At 42.7% G+C, this 20,979-nt stretch carries 13 protein-coding genes; 7 read left to right on the forward strand and 6 right to left on the reverse strand.

All coding sequences use genetic code 11. The features are described from left to right. Window positions 1-318: 318 nt before the first annotated feature. A complete protein-coding gene (locus ACP7AE_RS09160) occupies window positions 319-654 on the reverse strand; it encodes a c-type cytochrome (RefSeq protein ID WP_109592356.1) in 336 nt (111 codons plus the stop codon). Between the two features lie 454 nt (window positions 655-1,108). Here ACP7AE_RS09160 and yihA point away from each other — a divergent pair, with 454 nt between their 5' ends. Next, a complete protein-coding gene (gene yihA / locus ACP7AE_RS09165; RefSeq protein WP_201539847.1) occupies window positions 1,109-1,897 on the forward strand; it encodes a ribosome biogenesis GTP-binding protein YihA/YsxC in 789 nt (262 codons plus the stop codon). Between the two features lie 147 nt (window positions 1,898-2,044). Here yihA and ACP7AE_RS09170 read toward each other — a convergent pair whose 3' ends face one another. Continuing rightward, on the reverse strand, window positions 2,045-2,758 hold the full coding sequence (locus tag ACP7AE_RS09170; RefSeq protein WP_201539848.1) for an HAD-IA family hydrolase: 714 nt from the start codon (window positions 2,756-2,758) through the stop codon (window positions 2,045-2,047). Between the two features lie 120 nt (window positions 2,759-2,878). Further along, window positions 2,879-3,889, reverse strand: a complete 1,011-nt coding sequence (locus tag ACP7AE_RS09175) for an RluA family pseudouridine synthase (protein ID WP_201539849.1) — start codon at window positions 3,887-3,889, stop codon at window positions 2,879-2,881. Between the two features lie 1,210 nt (window positions 3,890-5,099). Here ACP7AE_RS09175 and ACP7AE_RS09180 point away from each other — a divergent pair. Continuing rightward, a complete protein-coding gene (locus ACP7AE_RS09180; RefSeq protein ID WP_426242669.1) occupies window positions 5,100-9,407 on the forward strand; it encodes an Rne/Rng family ribonuclease in 4,308 nt (1,435 codons plus the stop codon). 104 nt (window positions 9,408-9,511) lie between these two features. Here ACP7AE_RS09180 and ACP7AE_RS09185 read toward each other — a convergent pair whose 3' ends face one another. After that, window positions 9,512-10,441, reverse strand: coding sequence for a DUF808 domain-containing protein (locus tag ACP7AE_RS09185; protein WP_087814859.1), 930 nt, complete (start codon window positions 10,439-10,441; stop codon window positions 9,512-9,514). A 413-nt stretch (window positions 10,442-10,854) separates the two neighbouring features. On the opposite strand from ACP7AE_RS09185, the gene ACP7AE_RS09190 reads away from it, so the two are divergent. The 5 genes from ACP7AE_RS09190 to ACP7AE_RS09210 all read left to right on the forward strand — a co-directional run bounded on the left by ACP7AE_RS09190 (window position 10,855) and on the right by ACP7AE_RS09210 (window position 16,811). Beyond that, the gene (locus tag ACP7AE_RS09190) at window positions 10,855-11,709 is read left to right on the forward strand and encodes a DsbC family protein (RefSeq protein WP_426242672.1); all 855 of its coding nucleotides are present in this window, start codon (window positions 10,855-10,857) and stop codon (window positions 11,707-11,709) included. Window positions 11,710-11,979: 270 nt separating this feature from the next. Continuing rightward, window positions 11,980-13,338: a homoserine dehydrogenase gene (locus ACP7AE_RS09195; RefSeq protein WP_426242674.1), complete on the forward strand. Its 1,359-nt coding sequence runs from the start codon at window positions 11,980-11,982 to the stop codon at window positions 13,336-13,338. A gap of 96 nt (window positions 13,339-13,434) precedes the next feature. After that, entirely contained in the window at window positions 13,435-14,616 is a 1,182-nt protein-coding gene (locus ACP7AE_RS09200) for a thiolase family protein (RefSeq protein WP_201539853.1), read from the forward strand. Window positions 14,617-15,044: 428 nt separating this feature from the next. Then, window positions 15,045-15,893 carry a DUF2382 domain-containing protein gene (locus ACP7AE_RS09205; protein WP_045443477.1) on the forward strand — a complete coding sequence of 283 codons (849 nt, stop codon included), beginning with the start codon at window positions 15,045-15,047 and terminating at the stop codon, window positions 15,891-15,893. A 261-nt stretch (window positions 15,894-16,154) separates the two neighbouring features. Beyond that, window positions 16,155-16,811, forward strand: a complete 657-nt coding sequence (locus tag ACP7AE_RS09210) for a YsnF/AvaK domain-containing protein (protein WP_227676385.1) — start codon at window positions 16,155-16,157, stop codon at window positions 16,809-16,811. Between the two features lie 73 nt (window positions 16,812-16,884). Here the strand turns inward: ACP7AE_RS09210 and ACP7AE_RS09215 are convergent, their stop codons facing one another. After that, window positions 16,885-17,418, reverse strand: a complete 534-nt coding sequence (locus tag ACP7AE_RS09215; protein ID WP_201539854.1) for a hypothetical protein — start codon at window positions 17,416-17,418, stop codon at window positions 16,885-16,887. Between the two features lie 287 nt (window positions 17,419-17,705). After that, window positions 17,706-20,483 carry a preprotein translocase subunit SecA gene (secA, locus tag ACP7AE_RS09220; protein ID WP_426242677.1) on the reverse strand — a complete coding sequence of 926 codons (2,778 nt, stop codon included), beginning with the start codon at window positions 20,481-20,483 and terminating at the stop codon, window positions 17,706-17,708. Window positions 20,484-20,979 lie beyond the last annotated feature (496 nt).

Raw genomic sequence — 20,979 nt, forward strand, 5'->3', positions numbered from 1 at the left:
CGGCGTAAGCATTATTTAGAGTGATTGCACTGATAAGATACCTTATATAAACCACCCTACTATTGGTTAGGTAGGTATATGTTTTAAGGTCTTGGCCACAAGCAGTCTGAAAGTACTTACTAACATCAGGGTTTATTTTCGATTATTATAGCAAGACTTTGTAGCATTTGCCTACTTAATCGTCACATCCATCAGTTTTTCTAACACATAGACAAGTATGCCAACAAAAAACAAAAAGCGCTTACAGGTTAAAAACCCCAGCGCTTTTTTAAGTTGTTTTATAGTGTGTCGTATTGTGTTGCTTTATCGGTCAGCGTCTCACTTACTCATGTACTCAATCAACTTACGATAATCATCGTCGCTACAACTGTTACAAAGACCACCAGCAGGCATCTGCGTCATACCACTTTTAACAGAATTAATAAGTGTCGGCATGCTTTTTTGTTTGATAAGCTGTTGCCATTTGGCACTATCACCTTTTTTGATGGCGTTCAGCGCCCCACTATCGTGACAGGCAGCACATGAGTTATCATAGGTGGCTGCAATATCAGCAGCATTAGCGCTAGTCATGATGGCACTACTGAGCAGTAATACCGCTCCGCTACCTACTAAAACTCGATAGGTCTGGCTAAAAAGTGCATTGATTGAAACCATAGAACACCTCCTTTTGATGCTTCTCTCGTTTAATCAATCTTGCTATTAAACGTCGTTCGTTCAATATATCTTATTAAACATTGTAACAATGTATGTCGTATAAATATAGATAAATATAGTTTGGCTTTGGTAACGCATGAATAAAAGCGGCAACTTGCTCTAATGAGCGCTTATTTTAATGGTATTCTGTCATTTATGTGATGCTAATCATAGTTATTTCAATAAGTAAGATAAGTAAGATAAGTAAGATAAGTAAGATAAGTAAGATAAGTAAGATAAGTAATAGTATAGAATAGTCGATAACTTGAAATGACTGTGTTTATGACCAATAAACATTGAAAGTTATGATGAATAACTTCGTAACGATTTTTTGTCTAATGCACTGTCTTCTCGACAACCAGTTGATTAAAATTTTATAACCGTATCCAATTTCTTAAAGATTAATGAGCCATTTATGAGTACCCCGTTTACTGATGTCGCCGCCGAACATGCATTGTTCAACACTAAATCTCGTCAAAAAATTCAGCAAACTGAGTTTATGATGTCAGCGCCTACTTTTCGTCTCTGCCCACCCGATATGGGCTTAGAAGTTGCCTTTGCAGGACGCTCAAACGCAGGTAAATCCTCTGCTATTAATGCCTTAACCAACCAACGCCAACTCGCACGCTCATCTAAAACGCCTGGTCGTACACAGATGATTAACTTTTTTAGTATTGGTGATGCTGATAGACGTTTGGTGGATTTACCAGGTTATGGCTACGCAGCGGTACCGCTTGAGATGAAAAAAGAATGGCAGGTTGAGCTAGAAGAATACTTGGTGGCGCGCTCAAGCCTTGCAGGTTTGGTGCTCATGACTGATATTCGTCATCCATTGAAATTCTTTGACGAGCAAATGCTACGTTGGGCAAATGATGGCGAATTGCCAGTGCATATCTTGTTAACCAAAGCAGATAAGCTAAAGTATGGCGCATCTAAAAATGCGTTACTTAATACTCGTAAAAGACTGAAAGAACTGGGATTGAACTGTAGCATTCAGCTATTTTCAGCACTAAGAAAAGAAGGCCTTGATGAGCTGGCTGGTGTCATGGGCAACTGGTATGAGTATCAGCTCGATGCAGACAAAATCATTGAATCCTCTTTTGCGTTACTAGAAGGCGCTGAGTTGGAAGAAGCGATCGAAAAAGATAACATCGAAAAAGACGCTATTGAAAAGGAAAGTACTCAGAAGGATAGCACTCAATAAGGATAGTGCTCAAAAATAAAACAAACAAATATCATCGTCTCCAAGTAAAAAGGGTTTATCGTTATTATCGATAAACCCTTTCTTTATTATCATTTTTTAGCATTTAAAAATATTTTTATTTAAGTGCTTTTATTTAAGTGCTTTTAGTTAAGTGCATAGTAGCTCAGCCAATGCTTGTGGCGTGTCAACCTGATACGTGGGTTGCTGTGCGGCGAGCTCTGCAGGTGATGCTGTACCATAATTCACCGCAACACTGGTCATGCCCAGTCTCGTTGCCATTTGGATATCGTAGATACTGTCACCGATGAAAACAGCATCGGCGATTTGCTGCTGCGTATAATCCAAAATATCGGTCAACATCTGCGGATCAGGTTTTGAGCCTGCCTCATCGGCACAGCGGGTCATCACAAAATAATGGTGGCTCTCTGAAGCATCTAATACGCGGTCTAAGCCCTTTCGCTTTTTACCAGTTGCAACCGCGAGGCTTTTCCCTTGGGCTTGTAGGGTCTGCAACATCCCTTCTATCGGCGCAAAAAGCGGTGTACTGTGGCTGTTGGCAATATAGTGGTCTGCATAGCTTTGCTGAATCGCAAGCTTTTGCGTGTCATTGGCTTGCGGATACAAAATCTCAATGCCATTCATTAAGCTCAGCCCAATGATGTCTTGTACTGCTTTATCGGTCGTCTGAAAACCATGCGCCTCTCCTGCCACATGCATTGACTCAACGATTAATCCAATGGAATCCATCAGCGTCCCATCCCAATCAAAAATAATCAGCGTCTTGTCCGCTAAACGATGACTGGCTGATAACTGAGTTCCTTTGGAAGCGCTAGAGATACTAGCGACAGATTGATTGCTCATAAATAGACCTTAACGAATATCAATAATAAATGGTAGATACGAAAACGTCACGGCGACTTATTAAGAAAAATAAGCGTTCGTGACGTTTAAAGTTAATGCTTAAAAATTTTATTTGGCGACTTATTCAGGCAATTTAACTTGCTCTGGCAACCAATCTGCCATGTCATCTGGTAGCGGTGCAGTAATAGTTTCATAGCCTGGAATGTCTAAACGCCACGCATGCAGACACAGGCGATGGACGCCTGATTTATCGTGCACATTATATTTATCATCACCCAAGATAGCGTGACCAATATGCGCCAAATGCACACGGATTTGATGAGTGCGACCGGTTAGCGGTTTGGCTTCAATTAAACTCACTGGCTGATCAGCAATCATAAAACGACCATGAACGACGATATCCGTCTGGCTTTCCTTAGATTGCGGATCTTGCGCATCTACTTTGACGCGGCGTTCACCACTAGCAACTGTATAGCGTAGTAATGACGCATCAATGCGTTGCTCATTTAATGCTGGCTGACCTTTGGCGATACATAAGTAATGCTTCTGGATGGTTTTATCGACAAGATGCTGTTGCAACGCTTTTAGCGCTGAGCGTTTTTTAGAAATCATCAATAGACCTGAGGTATCTTTATCAATGCGATGTATCAGCTCTAGGTATTTTTTACCTGTCACTTCACGCATGGCTTCGATAACACCAAAGTCCAAACCACTACCACCGTGAACGGCGATGCCAGAAGGCTTATTCAGCACTAGCATTCCTTCGTCTTCATACACTACGCGCGCTAACAAGTTTTTAGCAAACTCGGCACTGATAATTGGTTTTTCGCGGGTAGCAAGTACCACTGGCGCGATACGTACCACGTCTTCACGCTGTACTCTATCGTGCGCTTTGCAGCGTTTATTATTGACCCGAATCTCATCTGAGCGAATCATTTTATAGATATGCGGTTTTGGCAAACCTTTTAAACGGTTCAGTAAGAAATTATCCAAGCGCTGATCGTGTTGATGGCGGGTTACTTCAAGATAATTTACCTTACCAAAGTTGCTGATTTCATCATCAGCGCTTTGCGGGCGTGTTTTACTATTAAAAATAGCAGGGGCTTCATGGGTAGGTGCGTCGTCAGTCATTTTTGGCTTCGTCATTTTTAGTTAGGTATTTACAGAAAGATTTGCTATAGTTTAGCATGTTGAGCGACAATTAAGCAGAGACTGCAGCAATAATCGTTGTTGTTGTTCTAAATAGTGCATTACCATTTTTACGAACTTTTAGTGAAAAGGTATTAGCGGTATACCCTGCCAACATTGTATGTTTAATCGGATTTTAGGGCGCAGTATCTGTTTAGAAATATCACTTGTAGATATTTATAGATATGTCCCCATAAATTGTAAAATGAAAGTATCGTACTGACTTTACTCAGTACCATAGAATTAATAGTGACACTAAATACCTTTGTGTTCATAAATTCAGCGTTGATAAGTTTGGCTAAATGCCTGTTTATTGACCGATAATGACACTACATTGACTCACAACCTGCATGACAACGACTTTATTTGATAATTATTCATGATTTAATGACTGGTTATCTGGCGGTCCTTTACGCAAGTGTAGTTGAGCAAGTATGGGTTGTTTAGCATTAGGATCGAGAAGTATATCGATAGCTGCCTACGTATTGGTGGTCAAACAGATAACGATAAAAAAGATATAAATACAGCACCACACCGATAGTTTGGTCATTTATTCTGTTTGCCAAGTACGCCCCGCTGATCACCGGAGCCGCGACACCTAACCGTAAAACACCCAAGATATTATTGACGTTATACCAGAAAGAACGATAAATAAAGAGTGACCAATTGCTTTACCTAAACAAATAATTGCTGAATATCACCATTTCATATAATGGTATTTATAACAGCGATATTATTGCTAGACTTTGATGGATGGATTGCAGCAGCATAACGCCTTTTGAATATCAGTATATTGAATCTCGTCATTGCCCGTCGCCTGCTCTTACAAAGTAAGCTGGCATGACTACCAATAAAGCTTGCTGATAGTAAAACTGAATCGCATGCTGACGCATTAATATTTGTACCAAACCTATCAATAATAGGATATAAATAGATAGCCTTACACCCTATAAATTTTATATTTACGTTAGTTTTGCTAACACACTTTAGGTAAAAAACAAGCCATTGACAAAGCCCAAGTGCTTTATTAACCCATGATTTACGTTCTATCGTTGATTAACATCTGCCCATGCTAATTTAAATATTAGCCATACTTGCCATTGCGCTCTAAAGCCCGTCTCGTCGTTGTTATGCGTACTCATAGGATACAAATATGAAACGCATTTTGATCAACGCTACTCAAAACGAAGAAATTCGTGTCGCCTTATGTAAAGGCAACCATCTTTACGATTTCGATCTTGAAAACCGTACTCGTGAACAAAAAAAATCCAATATATATAAAGGTCATGTGACCCGTGTCGAGCCATCGCTTGAAGCGGTGTTTGTCGAATACGGCTCACAGCGCCAAGGTTTTTTACCCATTCGTGAAATCTCTGCTGAATACTTAAGCGGTAATCCACGTGACGAAAATATCAAAAAACTGATCAAAGAAGGCGATGAATTAATCGTCCAAGTCGAAAAAGAGGAACGCGGTAACAAAGGCGCTGCCCTATCGACGTATGTCTCTTTAGCAGGTCGCTATTTGGTATTGATGCCAAACAACCCTCGTGGCGGCGGTATCTCACGTCAAATCTCGGGCAAACTTCGTGAAGACATGAAGCGTATGCTAAGCAATCTTGATTTACCAAAAGGTATGAGTGTCATCATTCGTACTGCGGGTATTGGTAAAACTCAAGAAGACTTGCAGCACGATTTAAACCACTTGCTGAATATCTGGCAAGCCATTCAAGAACAAAATCAAAAATACCCGTCGCCGCGCTTGGTACATCAAGAAGCAGGCGTCGTAACCCGTGCTGTTCGTGATTACCTACGTGATGATATCGCTGAGATTTGGATTGATAATGAAAACGCTTATATCGAAGCGGCGGGTTTTATCGATGCGGTTATGCCAAAACAAGCAGAAAAGCTACGCAAATATACCGACTATGAGCCGATGTTTTCGCGCTTTAATATCGAAAAGCAAATCGAAACCGCGTATCAACGTGAAGTGCGTTTGCCATCAGGCGGCTCAATCGTTATTGATCAAACGGAAGCACTAGTCTCTATCGATATCAACTCAGCCAAGTCGACCAAAGGTTCAGATGTCGCTGAGACCGCTTACCACACTAACTTAGAAGCAGCCGATGAGATTGCTCGTCAGCTACGTTTGCGTGATATGGGTGGTTTGATTGTCATTGATTTTATTGATATGAATGACAATAAGCATCAAAAAGAAGTCGAAAAACGTCTGATCGATGCCACCAAATATGACCGTGCACGCGTGCAATTTGGTGATATTTCTAAGTTTGGTTTGATGGAAATGAGCCGTCAGCGTCTGCGTCCATCGCTAGAAGAGTCAACCGGTTATATCTGCCCACGCTGCCATGGTAACGGCATGATTCGTGACTTGCGCTCATTGTCACTATCAATTATGCGTCAGATTGAACAAATCGCGCTAAAAGAGCGTCAAGGCGAAGTACAAGCAGAAGTTCCAACAGATATCGCCGCCTTTTTATTAAACGAAAAACGTGATGCTTTAGTTTATCTTGAGCAAGACAGTGGCACGCGTATCACGATTTTGCCACACGCGCATTTAGAGTCGCCTAACTTTAAACTACACTTTAACCGTGATGGCTTTGCGCCTTCAAGTTATGAGCGTATTACGGATACAGCGCAAGAACATAGCGATTTGGGTTATGAAGTTGACTGGCAAACGGCTGAAAAAGAGCGTCCAGAGCAACAGCCAACGCGCCAGCCACGTCAGGTAGCGAGTAATGATACTAATACTGCTAACCAATCAAACAAATCGACCAGTACAGCTGAGCATAGCAAACACAGCAACGACCATCGTAACAATAAAAATACGACCAACGTTTCATCGGCGCGCGCGCCACAAGCAAACAACAACCAGAGTGTGGCAGCCCCTGCCCCTGTTGCTCCAGTAGCAGCAACTACAGCTCCTGCACATGTTGAGACAGCAGCTCAGCCACAAGCAGTGGCGTGGTTATCAAACCTATTTACGCAAGCACCACAAGCCTCAACGACGCCTAGCGTCAGTAGTCGTGATGCAGCAGAAGCCATTGAAGCACTAGTAAATAATGGCGCACAAAGCTTAGGCTCATTTGGACAAGTTGATAGCAGTGCCCTGAGTAATATATCAACGGGTGCATCGAACAACGTACCAGCAAATCAGCAGAACAGTCAGAAAAATAACGAACAACCGTCCGACAAAAATGCCAATCGTCAACAAGCGCGTCGTAGCTCAGACAGCGACACCGATGATGATAGCAGTAATGAAGATAAAAGAAGACGTAAGCCACGTAAATCTAGATCTTCTAAACCTCGTCAAAGAAAAGATCAGGCAGAAGAGTCGAGCAATGAAGCAAGCGTTGATACCGAGAACAATGCCGTAAATAGTGCGGCAAATAACGCTGATGACAAGCAGGCTGACAATCAAAACAAACGTCAGCAGGATACCAGACGCACGAATGAGCGCAACCGCAACAATCGTCAAGACAATAACCAGCAAAACAGCAGTCGTCAAGACAGTAGCCACCATACAAACGAGCGCAATGATGATGCTGATAAAGACAGTAATACGGCAGATGAGCAAACTCGTGCGAAGCGTAAATCGCATAGTCAACGCGGCTCACGTGGCAAGTTAGAGCGCGGCGAGACACTAACAGCTGAAAATATTAAGCAACCCAATCAGCAAGCGACGACAGGTGCAAACGGCCGAAAAAATCACTCGAATACGCGTCGAAATCAAGATCCTAATGAAGTCGTGCTACAGGTCAATGAAGCAGCCGTTGATCTGAAATCGCCAGAAGTCGTGCACTTGTCTCTAGATGACAGTAAGTCTACACAGACAAAACCTCAGTCTACTGAAAAGCAAAAGTCAGTAAATGATGTTAATAAAGAAAGCAGTAAAAAAGAAGCTAGTACACAGCAAAGTGACAATCAGCAGAGCAATGACAAAAAAGTTGCTCCTGAAACAGCTGCTGTTAAGGGTAACAACGAAGGCACTGTAGCAATTCATGATGTTAATGTTGATGATGTTAACGTTAACACCACTGAGGACAAGGGACAAAATAATGCCCCGAAAACAGACAGTAACGCTACTGTCAAAAAACCTGCTATAGATGAGCAACCAACATCTAACAGCGCTACCAAAGACCAAGCTGACCATTCAAAATCTGTGGATACCGACGTGGACAGCGTAGCAATAGCACCAAAGCAGCCCGAATCAGAATCCACAGAAAAAGCGAATAGTGACACTGTTGACGCTACTACCGACAGTGACGCCGATGTTAGCAATGCCAATGACAGTCATAGCGCAAATGATAAGAACAACTCAGCACTGGCACTAACGCACGAAGCATTATTTGCCAAACGCTACGTGACTGCTGAGAAGTTTGGTCAGGCTAGTAATGATCCACGTGTGGTTCGTAGTCAGCAAGTGCAAGCAACTCAACAACCACCAGTAGCTGAGCCTGCAGTGGTAAGCCCATCGACTATTCGTGGCACCGTTGGTGATTTTGTTCGTAAAGCATTAACAGATGCAGAAAGTCGTTTGAAAAATGACGGTGTCATTAGTTGCTTTATTGCTGCTATCGATGCACATACGCAGCAAGCAAAATCAGCTAACAAATCAGCCAACATTGAAACGAGCGTCACACCGACTGCTGATACCAAAGTTGAGGATAGCAATTTCGACTTTAGCAACTATGGCTATCAGCCATTGGCGGCAGATTACCTGACGCGCTTTGAAACGATGACACAAGCGGTCAGTCAGTTTGCGGCAACGCAAGGTAAAACAGACGTCGAACCACGCGCCATTGGTAAGCGTGCTGGCAACGATCCACGTGGTCAACATCCTAGTTATCAGGAGCCCGCAGTGTTGAGTCTACCGACCGAACAAGCGGCTGATACTGAGCAAGCGGTTATTGAACATGATGATAACAATGTGGATGCTCATAATGTTGAGGCAAATACTCTAGCCAATCAAGCTCAGGCTGATAATATCAGTGCTCATAGCGAGCAGTTGTTAGAAGCAGATCAAGCGCTAGTAGAAGCAACTAACGAGCCGTCGAATGAAGGCACTGTGATTGTTAAGCACGTAGCAGCTGAAAAGATTGACGGGGCACATGACGATAGCGAAGCTGCTGAAATTCAAGAGGCTAATACTCAAGAAGCTGACGTTGAAAAAACTAAGCCAGCAGATGAGCCTAAGGTAGAGCAACCTACCAATACCAAAGAAGCAGGCAAAGACGACAGTCAGGCTGCTAAATCAAAAACCACGATTGCCAGTTATAAAAACATGATTGAAAATGTGGCTGAACAACTGCTGCCGCAAACTGGTATGTTTAATTTGACCACGCCAAAAGTACCAAAGGCACGTAGCCGTAAGCCTAAAACGGAGCATAAAAAGCCCACGCAAGCTGAAAAGCTAGAGGCTGATGACTCAGATAGCGAAAGCTAATCGTATAACGTCCAACGTAAAAGCCCCAAAGTTGTTAGCAACTTTGGGGCTTTTTTACGAAATAAAATTACAATCAATATAAAGCTAAAGCACAGGTAATTGACTTAGTGTGCAGATGACGCTGTGTCGTCCTTTCCACGAATTTTACTAATAACTGTCAAGATAGCCACAACCGCAGCGCCAATGATAAAACCAATGACGCCATTTAATACCGTTGTCGTTAAGCTTTCAAAGATACCCGTTAAATCAGCGATATCCTCTACTCCATGATGTAAGAAGCCGATACCGTGTACTAAGATACCACCGCCTACTAAAAACATCGCCAACGTGCCAGCGATAGATAGAAACTTCATCAGTTTTGGTGCCGCTGCAAACATTAACTTGCCCAATTTTTGCTTGAACGCCCCTTCTTGTTCCATTAAATGCAGACCTGCATCGTCTATTTTCACGATACCAGCGACCAAGCCATAAATACCAATCGTAATACCGATGGCTAAAATAGATAGCACCAAGCTTCGTTCTAATAAAGTGGCGCTTGCCGTTGATCCCAAGGCAATCACGATAATCTCAGCTGACAGAATAAAATCCGTACGTACTGCACCTTTGATCTTTTCCTTTTCAAAAGCGACCAAATCTATAGTCTCATCAGCATTGGCTTGCCGACGAGCATTTTGCTCCTCATCATGCGGCAAAGCATGCGGCCAAAATCGATGAATGACTTTTTCAGCGCCTTCATAAACCAAAAACAAACCACCACACATTAGTAAAAAAGTGACCAGCGGTGGATAAACAGCACTAATCAAGAGTGCCGCTGGTACTAGAATAAGTTTATTAATAAATGAGCCTTTGGCGACCGCCCAGACCACTGGAAGCTCACGATTGGCTTTGACACCCGTGACCTGTTCTGCGTTGAGCGCCAAATCATCGCCCAATACACCAGCGGTTTTTTTAGCAGCGACTTTGGTCATGACGGAAACATCATCCAATATCACACTGATATCATCAAGTAGGGTTAATAAACTGGCACCTGCCATGTGTGCTCCTTAGCAAAAATTTATTGAAATAAAGGGTTAAAAATAACTTATACCAATAGTTTTATATGAATTTTTATAAAAACACTGTTATTAGCCGTAGACTACAAGGGCAAGCGTCGATATTAAATAGTACAAATGTATCTTATTTTTTTGAATTGACGTTTATGCCTACTACTATTATTGCTGCCCTCACCTCCCTATATCACCTCATAGCCTGTGGCTGTTATTTGCCATAAATATGTTAATATAGGCGACATGATTACTTACCTTTTATAATTATTAAATTGTAAAAAAACCTTTTAATTTTAAACCTTTAAGACAATATCGATACGTATTGCTTTATATAGAAATTTAGTATCATTTTTCTTAAAACGACTTCACGATTAGGCACGATGCCTACAGGACACCTATATATGTCATCCCCGATTGCAAAAAACACCTTTGCTCAAAACCGCTTTTCTCGAAATAATTTATCTCGCTTTATGATGAGTGCACTGCTTGTTGTGATTGCTGCGGGCTGCTCAAACAATGCAGCAGATGCGACCAGCAACACCAGTATCGTCAATAATACCGATGCTAAAACCAGTACAAGTAAAGCATCCGCTGATAGCGATGCTGCCGTGATAAAGGCGTTGCAGGCGAATTTGAATACGTCCGGTATTGAAGAAAATATCATTTCAGCCGTACCAACAGATATGGATGGTATTTATTGGGTCACAGCGGAAGGACTGCCTTCTTTCTTTACTGATAAGTCTGGCAAACACATTATCCAAGGTCAGATTATTGCGGTTGGCGAGGCTCTGCCTATCGATATCAGTGCGGCATTGGTTGCTAGTACCGCACAAGAAGCCTTAAAAGCCGTCGATAAAAAAGACATGGTGATTTATCCAGCAATAGGCGAAACGAAGTTAGTGGTCTATGCCTTTACCGATGCAGACTGTGGTTATTGTCGTAAACTGCATGAAGAGATGGATGATATCAATGCACGTGGTATCGAAGTACGTTATTTGGCATGGCCGCGCAGTCAGGAATCGGTGCCAAAAATGGAAGCCATTTGGTGTAGTCAAGATCGTAAGGCTGCCATGAATCAAGGAAAAATGGGCGCTGATGTACAAGCGCCTAGCTGTGCCAGCCCTGTACAAGAACACATGGCATTGGGTGCAAAACTTGGTGTGCGTGGTACTCCCGCTATCTTTACAGAATCTGGTCAGCAAGTAGGCGGCTATCTACCTGCGGCGGAGTTGGCTCAAGCTGTCGGTGCTAGCTAAAATCTGTTATTGTTTCAGGTATTTGTGATATCTATGACGATGGCGACATTGTGTAGACGTCACAACTGCTTGTCGGTATGATACGATAAAGCGCTATGAAAAATCAGCAGCATACTTTTTATTTGAGTATTTTTTATTCAACTGTAATGAGAAATCGATAAAGCTGCGACTGTCAAAATGCACACCAATACTACAGCTAGTAGCGCATGTGCATTTGACGCTATGACAGCGTTATCATTGGTTCATTATATTTAACCTCTTGAGGATACTGTGAGTAATTCCATCAAACTAGCGATACTTGGTCTGGGCACCGTCGGAACGGGCGTGATCAATCTAATCAATGACAACTTAAATGAGCTAAAACGCCGTAGCGGACACGACATTATCATTACCGAAGTTGGTACGCGCCGTCATCGTGATGATATTGATCCCAATATTATGCAAAACAGTGACTTGATGGCAACTGCTGCAAGCGACAATGTCGATATCGTCGTCGAGGTGATTGGCGGTACGACCCTTGCCAAAGACGTAATTATGCACGCCATTAAAAACGGTAAGCATGTGGTGACTGCAAATAAGGCGCTATTGGCAGAACATGGCAACGAAATCTTTGCCTTTGCTGAAGAGCATAACGTTCATGTCGCTTATGAAGCAGCCGTCGCAGGCGGTATCCCTATTATTAAAGTCATGCGCGAAGCGCTCGCTGCCAATAAAATCGATTGGCTAGCAGGTATCATCAACGGTACTGGCAACTTTATCATGACCGAAATGCGTGACAAAGGTCGCCCGTTTGCCGACGTGTTGAGCGAAGCACAAGAATTGGGTTATGCGGAAGCAGATCCGACTTTTGATGTCGAAGGTATTGATGCAGCTCATAAACTGGCATTACTCGCCTCTATCGCCTTTGGTATTCCGCTGCAATTTGACAAGGTCTACTGTGAAGGCATCACTGGTATCACCTTACAAGACGTCAACTATGCGGAAGAGCTTGGCTACCGTATCAAGCATTTGGGTTTTGCCGTACGCCGTGATGGTCAAGGTAATGATGAGGCTTCTGGTATCGAGCTGCGCGTACACCCAACGCTAATTCCGCAGGATGCGTTACTCGCCAACGTCAATGGCGTAAAAAATGCGGTGTTAGTCAACTCTCATCCGCTTGGACAGACGCTATATTGCGGTGATGGTGCTGGCGCTGGCGCAACCGCTTCTGCGGTGATGGCCGATGTGATGGATTTGGTACGTGTTCTAGGTAGCAAAGACAGTAGCGATGAAAGCAACAGTAATCAAAACAATCACGGTCACCATGTGCCGCATTTAGCATTTATCCCTGAGCAGCTATCAGACACGCCCATATTGCGCGCTGAGCAGATGATTACCGGTTATTATTTGCGTGTGCATGCTTATGATAGCCCTGGTGTGTTGGCAGATATTACTCGCATTCTAAGCGATGCTGGTATCAATATCGATGCGATTTTACAAAAACCTGCGCACAAAGTTGGTCAAGTTCCAGTTATTATTTTGACGCTGCCCGTGGTTGAAAGCCAGATGAATCTAGCCATCGAAAAAATTGAAAAACTAGATACCATTACTGATAAAGTAGTACGCATTCGCTTAGATGAGCTAGCATAAAGCCTGCAGTTATTGAGCCTAAAAGATGCTATCTAGTCCGCGTTTGGTTTTAATTAAAACAAACTCATTTAAAATACGTAAAAAGGAATAATAACGATGTCAAATGATGCAATTGTAATTTTAAACGGTGCACGTACTCCAATGGGCGGCTTCCAAGGCGCACTAAAAGATATGAGCGCAACTGAACTTGGTGGCGCTGCCATTAAAGCCGCTGTCGAACGCTCAGGTGTGGCAGTCGATAGTATTGATGAAGTCATTATGGGCTGTATCTTGACTGCAGGCTTGGGTCAAGGCCCTGCGCGTCAAGCGATGCGTAATGCAGGTTTATCTGATGCAACTGGCGCTGTCACTATTAACAAGCTTTGTGGTTCAGGGCTAAAAGCAGTCATGCAAGCACATGACGGCATCAAAGCTGGTAGTTTCAATGTGGCAGTCGCTGGTGGCATGGAATCAATGACCAATGCGCCATACATCATGCCAGGGTCACGTGGCGGCTACCGTATGGGACATAAAGAAGTCAAAGATCATATGTTCCTAGACGGTTTAGAAGATGCTGAAACTGGCAAACTGATGGGTATGTTCGCACAGGAAATGGCTGATGAAAAAGGCTACACCCGTGAGAAAATGGATGCGTTTGCTATCGAATCGCTAAATCGTGCGCTCACTGCTATCAAAGACGACCACTTCAAAGATGAAATCACGCCAGTGACTTTTAAAACCCGTAAAGGCGAGCAAACCATCGATACCGATGAGCAACCCGCACTTGCTAATGCTGAGCGTATCCCTACTCTACGTCCAGCCTTCGCTAAAGACGGCACCATCACGGCAGCAAACGCCAGCTCAATCTCAGACGGTGCGGCAGCGGTTGTGGTCATGAAAGAATCGCAAGCGAAAGCTGAAGGCCTTGAATATCAAGCGCGTATTGTTGCAACCGCATCAAACTCTCGTCACCCAAGCGAATTTACCATTGCTCCGATTGGTGCAATTGAAAAAGTATTGGCTAGTGCTGGTTGGTCAGTCGCTGATGTTGACCTATGGGAAATCAACGAAGCGTTTGCAATGGTAACCATGGCGGCGATGGACGAGCTAAAAATCGACCATGCCAAAGTAAACGTCGAAGGTGGTGCTTGTGCACTCGGTCATCCAGTAGGCTGTTCAGGTGCTCGTATCTTGATCACGCTTATCAACTCTCTCAAGCGTACTGGCGGCAAAAAAGGTGTTGCGACACTTTGTATTGGTGGCGGTGAAGCCGTGGCTGTGGCTATTGAACTTGCTTAACACTCAAGTAGATCAATTAATCGATTGATATGTTAAATTAGCTTCTATCATTATCGTTTATTACAAAATTTTCAACATATCAGGAATCGCATCGCTATTTGCTTTGCGGTTTTTCTGTGTCTATGACTCTTAAATAAGCTAGAAATATTGCTCTGTGTAAAGACACGTTAATCTTTGACCCCAGCTATGTTATGCCACTTACAGCCTATTACACGCAATTACTCCAAGCGCACACTTTGCTACCTTGCTCATATATCTCATCGAAAATCATGATGTTAAGATTCTTACAAGTCGATGTAGAGGCTACTCACATGGCTTACTACACCTCTTATTATAAAAATATTTTTACTAGAAATTTAACTTTTCCAAAACAACGATTGTTTTTAAAAAAATTAATAATGATTAACTCATAAAAAAGGAAGACAACAATGAGCCAACTAATTCGTTTAAAAGATATCCAAGCTACTCATAAAGATTTAATCGGTGATGATTATTATGACCCAACAGGTAAAACTGCTTATGGTGTCAATGAAGAAAAAATTGGTAAAATTGAAGGTGCATTAGTAGAAGACACGACTGGTCGCATTCGTTATTTAATCGTTGATGCTGGTGGCTGGTTCAGCTCAAAAGAAGTATTGGTACCCGCTGGCTTGGCACGTATCGTTGGTGATGATGTCTTTTTTGACAGCTTGACCAAGTCTCAAGTCGATGCCATGGAAGTATATGACCATGATTATCAGTATAGCTATAAAGACCAGTATCAAAAGGATCGTCAAGCATTTGTTGCTGATACTGTTCCAGTTGCAGAGCGTATGGAGATAGCAGACCATGCCTATGACGCACCAAATACATTAGAGCTACTAGAAGAGCGCTTGACCGTCAATAAAGACCGTATCGTGGCAGGTTTGGTTAAAGTTGGTAAGCATATAGTGACCGAAGAGCGTAATGTCGATGTTGAGCTAGAAGAAGAGCATGCTAATATCCAGCGTACTAACGTAGATCGTCCAACAGATCGCCGTATCGGTGACATTGATGGTAATCAAACCATTGAGGTTGAACTAGAGGCTGAACGTGCCCGCGTTGGTAAAGACACTTACGTATCTGAAGAAGTGAACGTCGGTAAAACCACTGAACGTCATACTGAAACTATCGTTGAGACTATCCAACGTGAAGAACTAGATATCGATCGCGATGGCAACGTAGTAGACCGCGAAGGCAACATAATCGACCGTGATGGTATTACTGCAGAAGACGTACGCCGCGCTCGTGGTATGTAATACGCTAAACTGTCATACTGTTTGGCTGTCATTAAAAAATAAGATCGCCGAGCAATACATGACCGTAATAAGCAGCTAAGTATTTTTACTTAGTGAATTAAGACCAGAGCATGCCTCTGGTCTTTTTTTGCTTACTATACTCAAAAATACTTAGGAATTAGAAATACTTAATGACATCTGATAATGCTAACCTTGCAAAATCTGCAAAAATGGCTCTAAAATATTGTATAACGATTATTTCATAAAGATAAGGACATTAGGATGACTAGCAATCACGACGACAGTATCCAGAACGATAGCTTTCTAAAAGAGGGTTTACATAACAAACAAGTGACACCAAACGCTATGACTGCCCCAATTGATACTCCTAATGGCACAGTAGCTAATGACATAGAAAGTAATGATATAAGTAGTAATAACATAGATAAGAGCAATCTTAATGTTGGACACTTGGAGCTATTAGAAGAGCGTCCTGTCATCAACAAAGAGCGTTTAGATGTTGGTAAAGTAACGGTGACCAAGCACGCTCGTACTAAGACCATTGACGTGCCTATTGAGTTGGTAGAAGAGTATATTACTATTCGCACTGAATACCATGATGCGAAAAGTCAGGACTTATTGTCAGGCAATTATGATGAAAAGGATATATTGCGCCATGTCGAGCCATCGTTAGATAGCAAGGCGGTCGTTACCGTAAATGGCAAACAGATCGAAATTGGTGATGAACCGATTGAAATTGTCCTATCACGTCAAGTGGCTACTATTACTAAAGACACTTATGCTATCCAAGAAATCGATATCAATAAAACCACTCATATCCATACAGATAGTATCCAAGTAGTGCTTAAGCATGAAGAATTAGATGTGAAAGAAGAGGGATTTTTGGCACATGAGTCTAGCGCCAATCCTCATAAATAATTTTTCTGACTCATTAAAACTAGACATAAAAAAAAGCAACGTTATCGTTGCTTTTTTCTTGATTGCTTACTTATTATGAGGTTTTTTTACATTCATAAGTGCTGACGTTCGCCGCATCTGTACCTGCTGTACGCATCACACCCGTCTCACGCGCTTCGTGTGCTACACGCCACTGGGTAAAGCCCTGACTACCATCAATAGCAGTTGCTACTTCGAACACTTCTGGATTACTGGCATCATTGGTTTTATTTAATGTCACCGTACCCGTATCAGTCGCGATGACTACTTGTTTGGCATCTTCTTTATAAGTTGCATTAACTTTCAGCTCAGGTGAGCACAGATAGGCTATTTGACTGACGCCACTATTGACGGAAGCTACGGTATCATCCTGTACTTCACTGAGCGATGCATCCGCTGTATCGACAACCACCTCATTAGGCTCAGCAGGTTCAGCGGACATTGGCACCGTTTCTTCGCTATGAGCACCATCATCTGTACCCGCTTCTGTCTCTGACTGTTGCTGACAAGCACTAAGCGTCAGGACGCCAGCAAGTAGCCCAGTCAGCGCCACAGAAGTGCGCAATTTTTTTAATAATTCTATAGTCATAACACTTTCCCCAATGAATATGTTAAACACTATAACGTGTCCATAAATTCACGCCTATGTTGAATTTGTAAGTAATCAATACAAAATATAGCCAACACATTTGTGAAGAGTCAACTTTACTGTCTGCAAATAATATAGTCGATTCAAGATAATGTAGAGACAAAGAATATGAGCAAATACAGAAAAGCCCTTATCTAAAGTAGATAAGGGCTTTTGAGACTAACGAATATTAAAGATATATAAGCAGCAATGCTTAGCTGTTTATTATCAATATTCGCTTATGAATGCTATATTTTACCATGACATTGCTTGTACTTAAGACCTGAACCACAAGGGCATGGGGCGTTACGACTGATATTCATACCAGCGTATGGATCTGCCTCATTGGTATTACTACCACTACCCACAATAGCACCTGCGACCGCACTACCAGCAAGATTGCGATTTTGCGCGGCGGCTTTTTCAGCTCCGCTATCCATATTATCAATATCACTATGCTCGAACTGCATTTGCATATGAGCAGCATTCTCACGCTGCTGTATTTCCAGCGCTTCTAGCTCTTCTTTGGTCGGAATATGGACACGTGATAAATCTTGAACGGTCTCAGATTTAATTGCGCCAAGCATCATTTGGAACAGCTCAAATGATTCACGCTTATACTCTTGCTCAGGGTTTTTCTGTGCATAACCACGCAGATGAATGCCTTTACGCAGCTGATCCATTTGGGTCAAATGCTCTTTCCAATGCTTGTCTAAGCTCTGTAGCATAAAGTGACGCTCAAGCTGGGCAGCATCTTTTTCGCCCATCTGCTCACGGCGGCTATGATAGCGATCGATAGCCGTTTGGATGATTTTGGCACGTAAGCCTTCTTCATCTAAGCGACGATCTTCATCGAGCCAATCATTGATCGGCATCGCAATCTTAAATTCATTTTCAAGCTCGTCTTCTAAGCCATCGATATTCCATTGGTCATCGATAGAACCTGGCGGAATAAACTGGTTAATCATGGCGTTATAGACTTCTTCGTGCATAATCTCAATGGCTTCAAGCAAGTCCATCTCTGCTAGCAAGTCATCACGCTGACCATAGATCACTTTACGCTGCTCATTGGCGACGTCATCATATTTCAACAGATTTTTACGCGCATCAAAATCGCGGCTTTCTACTTTACCTTGGGCATTTTCAATGGATTTTGAGACCATCTTATGCTCAATAGCTTCGTCTTCTTTAAGTCCCATAGCACGCATCATATTTACGACGCGGTCGCCAGCAAAGATACGCATCAAGTCATCTTCGAGCGATAAAAAGAAACGCGACATCCCAGGATCGCCTTGACGACCGGCACGACCACGTAACTGGTTATCGATACGACGTGATTCATGGCGCTCAGAACCAATGATATGCAAACCGCCAGCCGCAACCACTTGGTCATGCTTGACTTGCCATTCTGCTTTTAGGCGCGCCATTTCTTCAGGGCTGACCGAATCGATATCTTCAATAAACGATTGCCAGTTACCACCAAGGATAATATCGGTACCACGACCTGCCATGTTGGTCGCGATCGTCACAGCCTTTGGACTACCTGCCTGCGCGATGATTTCGGCTTCACGCTCGTGTTGTTTTGCGTTTAGGACGTTATGCTTGACACCTTCTTGATCAAGCAAGTAAGACAACTCTTCACTGGCTTCAATCGTCGCCGTACCAACCAAAACTGGGGCACCTTTGGCTTGAATCTCTTTGATTTCTCGAATGATACCTTTGTATTTACCTAACTTGGTTAAGAAAATCTGGTCATCCATATCGATACGAGCAATCGGCTCGTGCGTTGGAATCACGATGACATCTAAGTCATAAGTTGATTTGAATTCTGCTGCTTCGGTATCAGCGGTACCTGTCATGCCTGATAATTTTTCATACAAACGGAAGTAGTTCTGGAACGTCGTGGTCGCAAGCGTTTGGTTTTCTGCTTGAATTTCGACGTTTTCTTTGGCTTCTACCGCTTGATGCAGACCTTCTGACCAACGGCGACCCGGCATGGTACGACCCGTGTTTTCATCAACGATAACCACTTCACCATCATCGACGATATAGTGGACGTTTTTAACAAATACATGATGGGCGCGAATGGCAGCTTGTACGTGAGCCAATAATGGCAAACGGCTTGGGCTGTATAAACTTTCATTTTCACCCAACTCACCGACTTCGATTAAGAAGCGCTCAATTTTTTCATAGCCTTTTTCACTGATTTCGATTTGACGATTTTTTTCATCAATCCAAAAATCTTCTTCTTCGTTATTCTTATTGGCCTCTTCATCTTTTGAGCGAATCAGCACCGGGATAATGGTATTAATCAGCGCGTACATACGTGAAGAATCTTCAGCTTGACCTGAGATAATTAGCGGCGTACGAGCCTCATCGATTAAAATAGAATCAATTTCATCGATAATACAGAAGTTTAATGGACGCTGCTTTTTCTCTTTTAAACTAAAGACCATGTTATCGCGTAGGTAATCAAAACCGTATTCGTTATTGGTGCCATAAGTAATATCGGCTTGGTAAGCGGCGATTTTTTCTTGCGGCGGTTGCTGTGAATAAATGACACCGACGGTCATGCCCAAAAAGCCAAATAATGGACGGTTCAATTCAGCATCACGTGCCGCCAAATAATCGTTGACCGTAACCAGATGCACACCTTTACCACTGATGGCATTGAGGTACATCGCCAAAGTACCCATTAGGGTTTTACCTTCGCCCGTTTTCATCTCAGCGATTTTGCCTTCGTGCAAGGTGATACCACCGATCAGCTGCACATCATAATGACGCATGCCATTGACGCGTAATGACGCTTCACGGCAGACGGCAAACGCTTCTGGTAGTAGTGCATCTAAGCTTTCACCTTGTTGGTGGCGTGCTTTAAACTCTTCGGTTTTTTGTTGTAATTGCTCATCAGACAGGGCTTGTACCGCAGCCTCTTGTGCGTTGATTTTGCTGACCACTTTGCGCATGCGCTTTAATTCGCGGTCATTTTTAGTGCCAACCACACTGCCTATAATCTTTGATAACATAATTTTTTGACCTATGGAAATATTCGATAATTAGTGCGCATTAGCCAAAGCTTCGCCCGCTGCCGCCTTGTCATTACAGTCATCACCTGACTAAGTACCTTTTGTTAACAAAGCACCTCTTAACAAAGCACTGATTAATAAGGTACTGCCTAATGAAGTGTCGCCTAATGAAGTATCGCCCAATTAAGTGTGACGTCATTATATATGGTTATGACGCCGATGGATACAAGGGCAGCGAGTAGATATTTGCCGACGTAAAAGCGCGGCAGGACGTGTTAAAATAGTATTTACACTTTCACACTTCTTAGTTTTTCGACTGCTAAATTTGCGCGCTATGATGACCCTTTAATAAAACTATTTTGGTAAAAATCAACCAGAATCTTGCAAATTAACCACTCATAAGCGAGTGTTTTTCTCATCTATTTTTTTACGCTGATATGTATATACCGTCGTACATCTAACGCCAACTGACTAAAAAATCCATTTAAGCATTATA

The organism is Psychrobacter sp. TWP2-1-2, assembly GCF_049896785.1.
Lineage (GTDB): Bacteria > Pseudomonadota > Gammaproteobacteria > Pseudomonadales > Moraxellaceae > Psychrobacter.

Bases quoted from the DNA above. Each gene is read 5' to 3' on its own strand.
- ACP7AE_RS09160 (WP_109592356.1), bottom strand. From the start codon at position 654: ATGGTTTCAATCAATGCACTTTTTAGCCAGACCTATCGAGTTTTAGTA.
- yihA (WP_201539847.1), top strand. From the start codon at position 1,109: ATGAGTACCCCGTTTACTGATGTCGCCGCCGAACATGCATTGTTCAAC.
- ACP7AE_RS09170 (WP_201539848.1), bottom strand. From the start codon at position 2,758: ATGAGCAATCAATCTGTCGCTAGTATCTCTAGCGCTTCCAAAGGAACT.
- ACP7AE_RS09175 (WP_201539849.1), bottom strand. From the start codon at position 3,889: ATGACTGACGACGCACCTACCCATGAAGCCCCTGCTATTTTTAATAGT.
- ACP7AE_RS09180 (WP_426242669.1), top strand. From the start codon at position 5,100: ATGAAACGCATTTTGATCAACGCTACTCAAAACGAAGAAATTCGTGTC.
- ACP7AE_RS09185 (WP_087814859.1), bottom strand. From the start codon at position 10,441: ATGGCAGGTGCCAGTTTATTAACCCTACTTGATGATATCAGTGTGATA.
- ACP7AE_RS09190 (WP_426242672.1), top strand. From the start codon at position 10,855: ATGTCATCCCCGATTGCAAAAAACACCTTTGCTCAAAACCGCTTTTCT.
- ACP7AE_RS09200 (WP_201539853.1), top strand. From the start codon at position 13,435: ATGTCAAATGATGCAATTGTAATTTTAAACGGTGCACGTACTCCAATG.
- ACP7AE_RS09205 (WP_045443477.1), top strand. From the start codon at position 15,045: ATGAGCCAACTAATTCGTTTAAAAGATATCCAAGCTACTCATAAAGAT.
- ACP7AE_RS09210 (WP_227676385.1), top strand. From the start codon at position 16,155: ATGACTAGCAATCACGACGACAGTATCCAGAACGATAGCTTTCTAAAA.
- ACP7AE_RS09215 (WP_201539854.1), bottom strand. From the start codon at position 17,418: ATGACTATAGAATTATTAAAAAAATTGCGCACTTCTGTGGCGCTGACT.
- secA (WP_426242677.1), bottom strand. From the start codon at position 20,483: ATGTTATCAAAGATTATAGGCAGTGTGGTTGGCACTAAAAATGACCGC.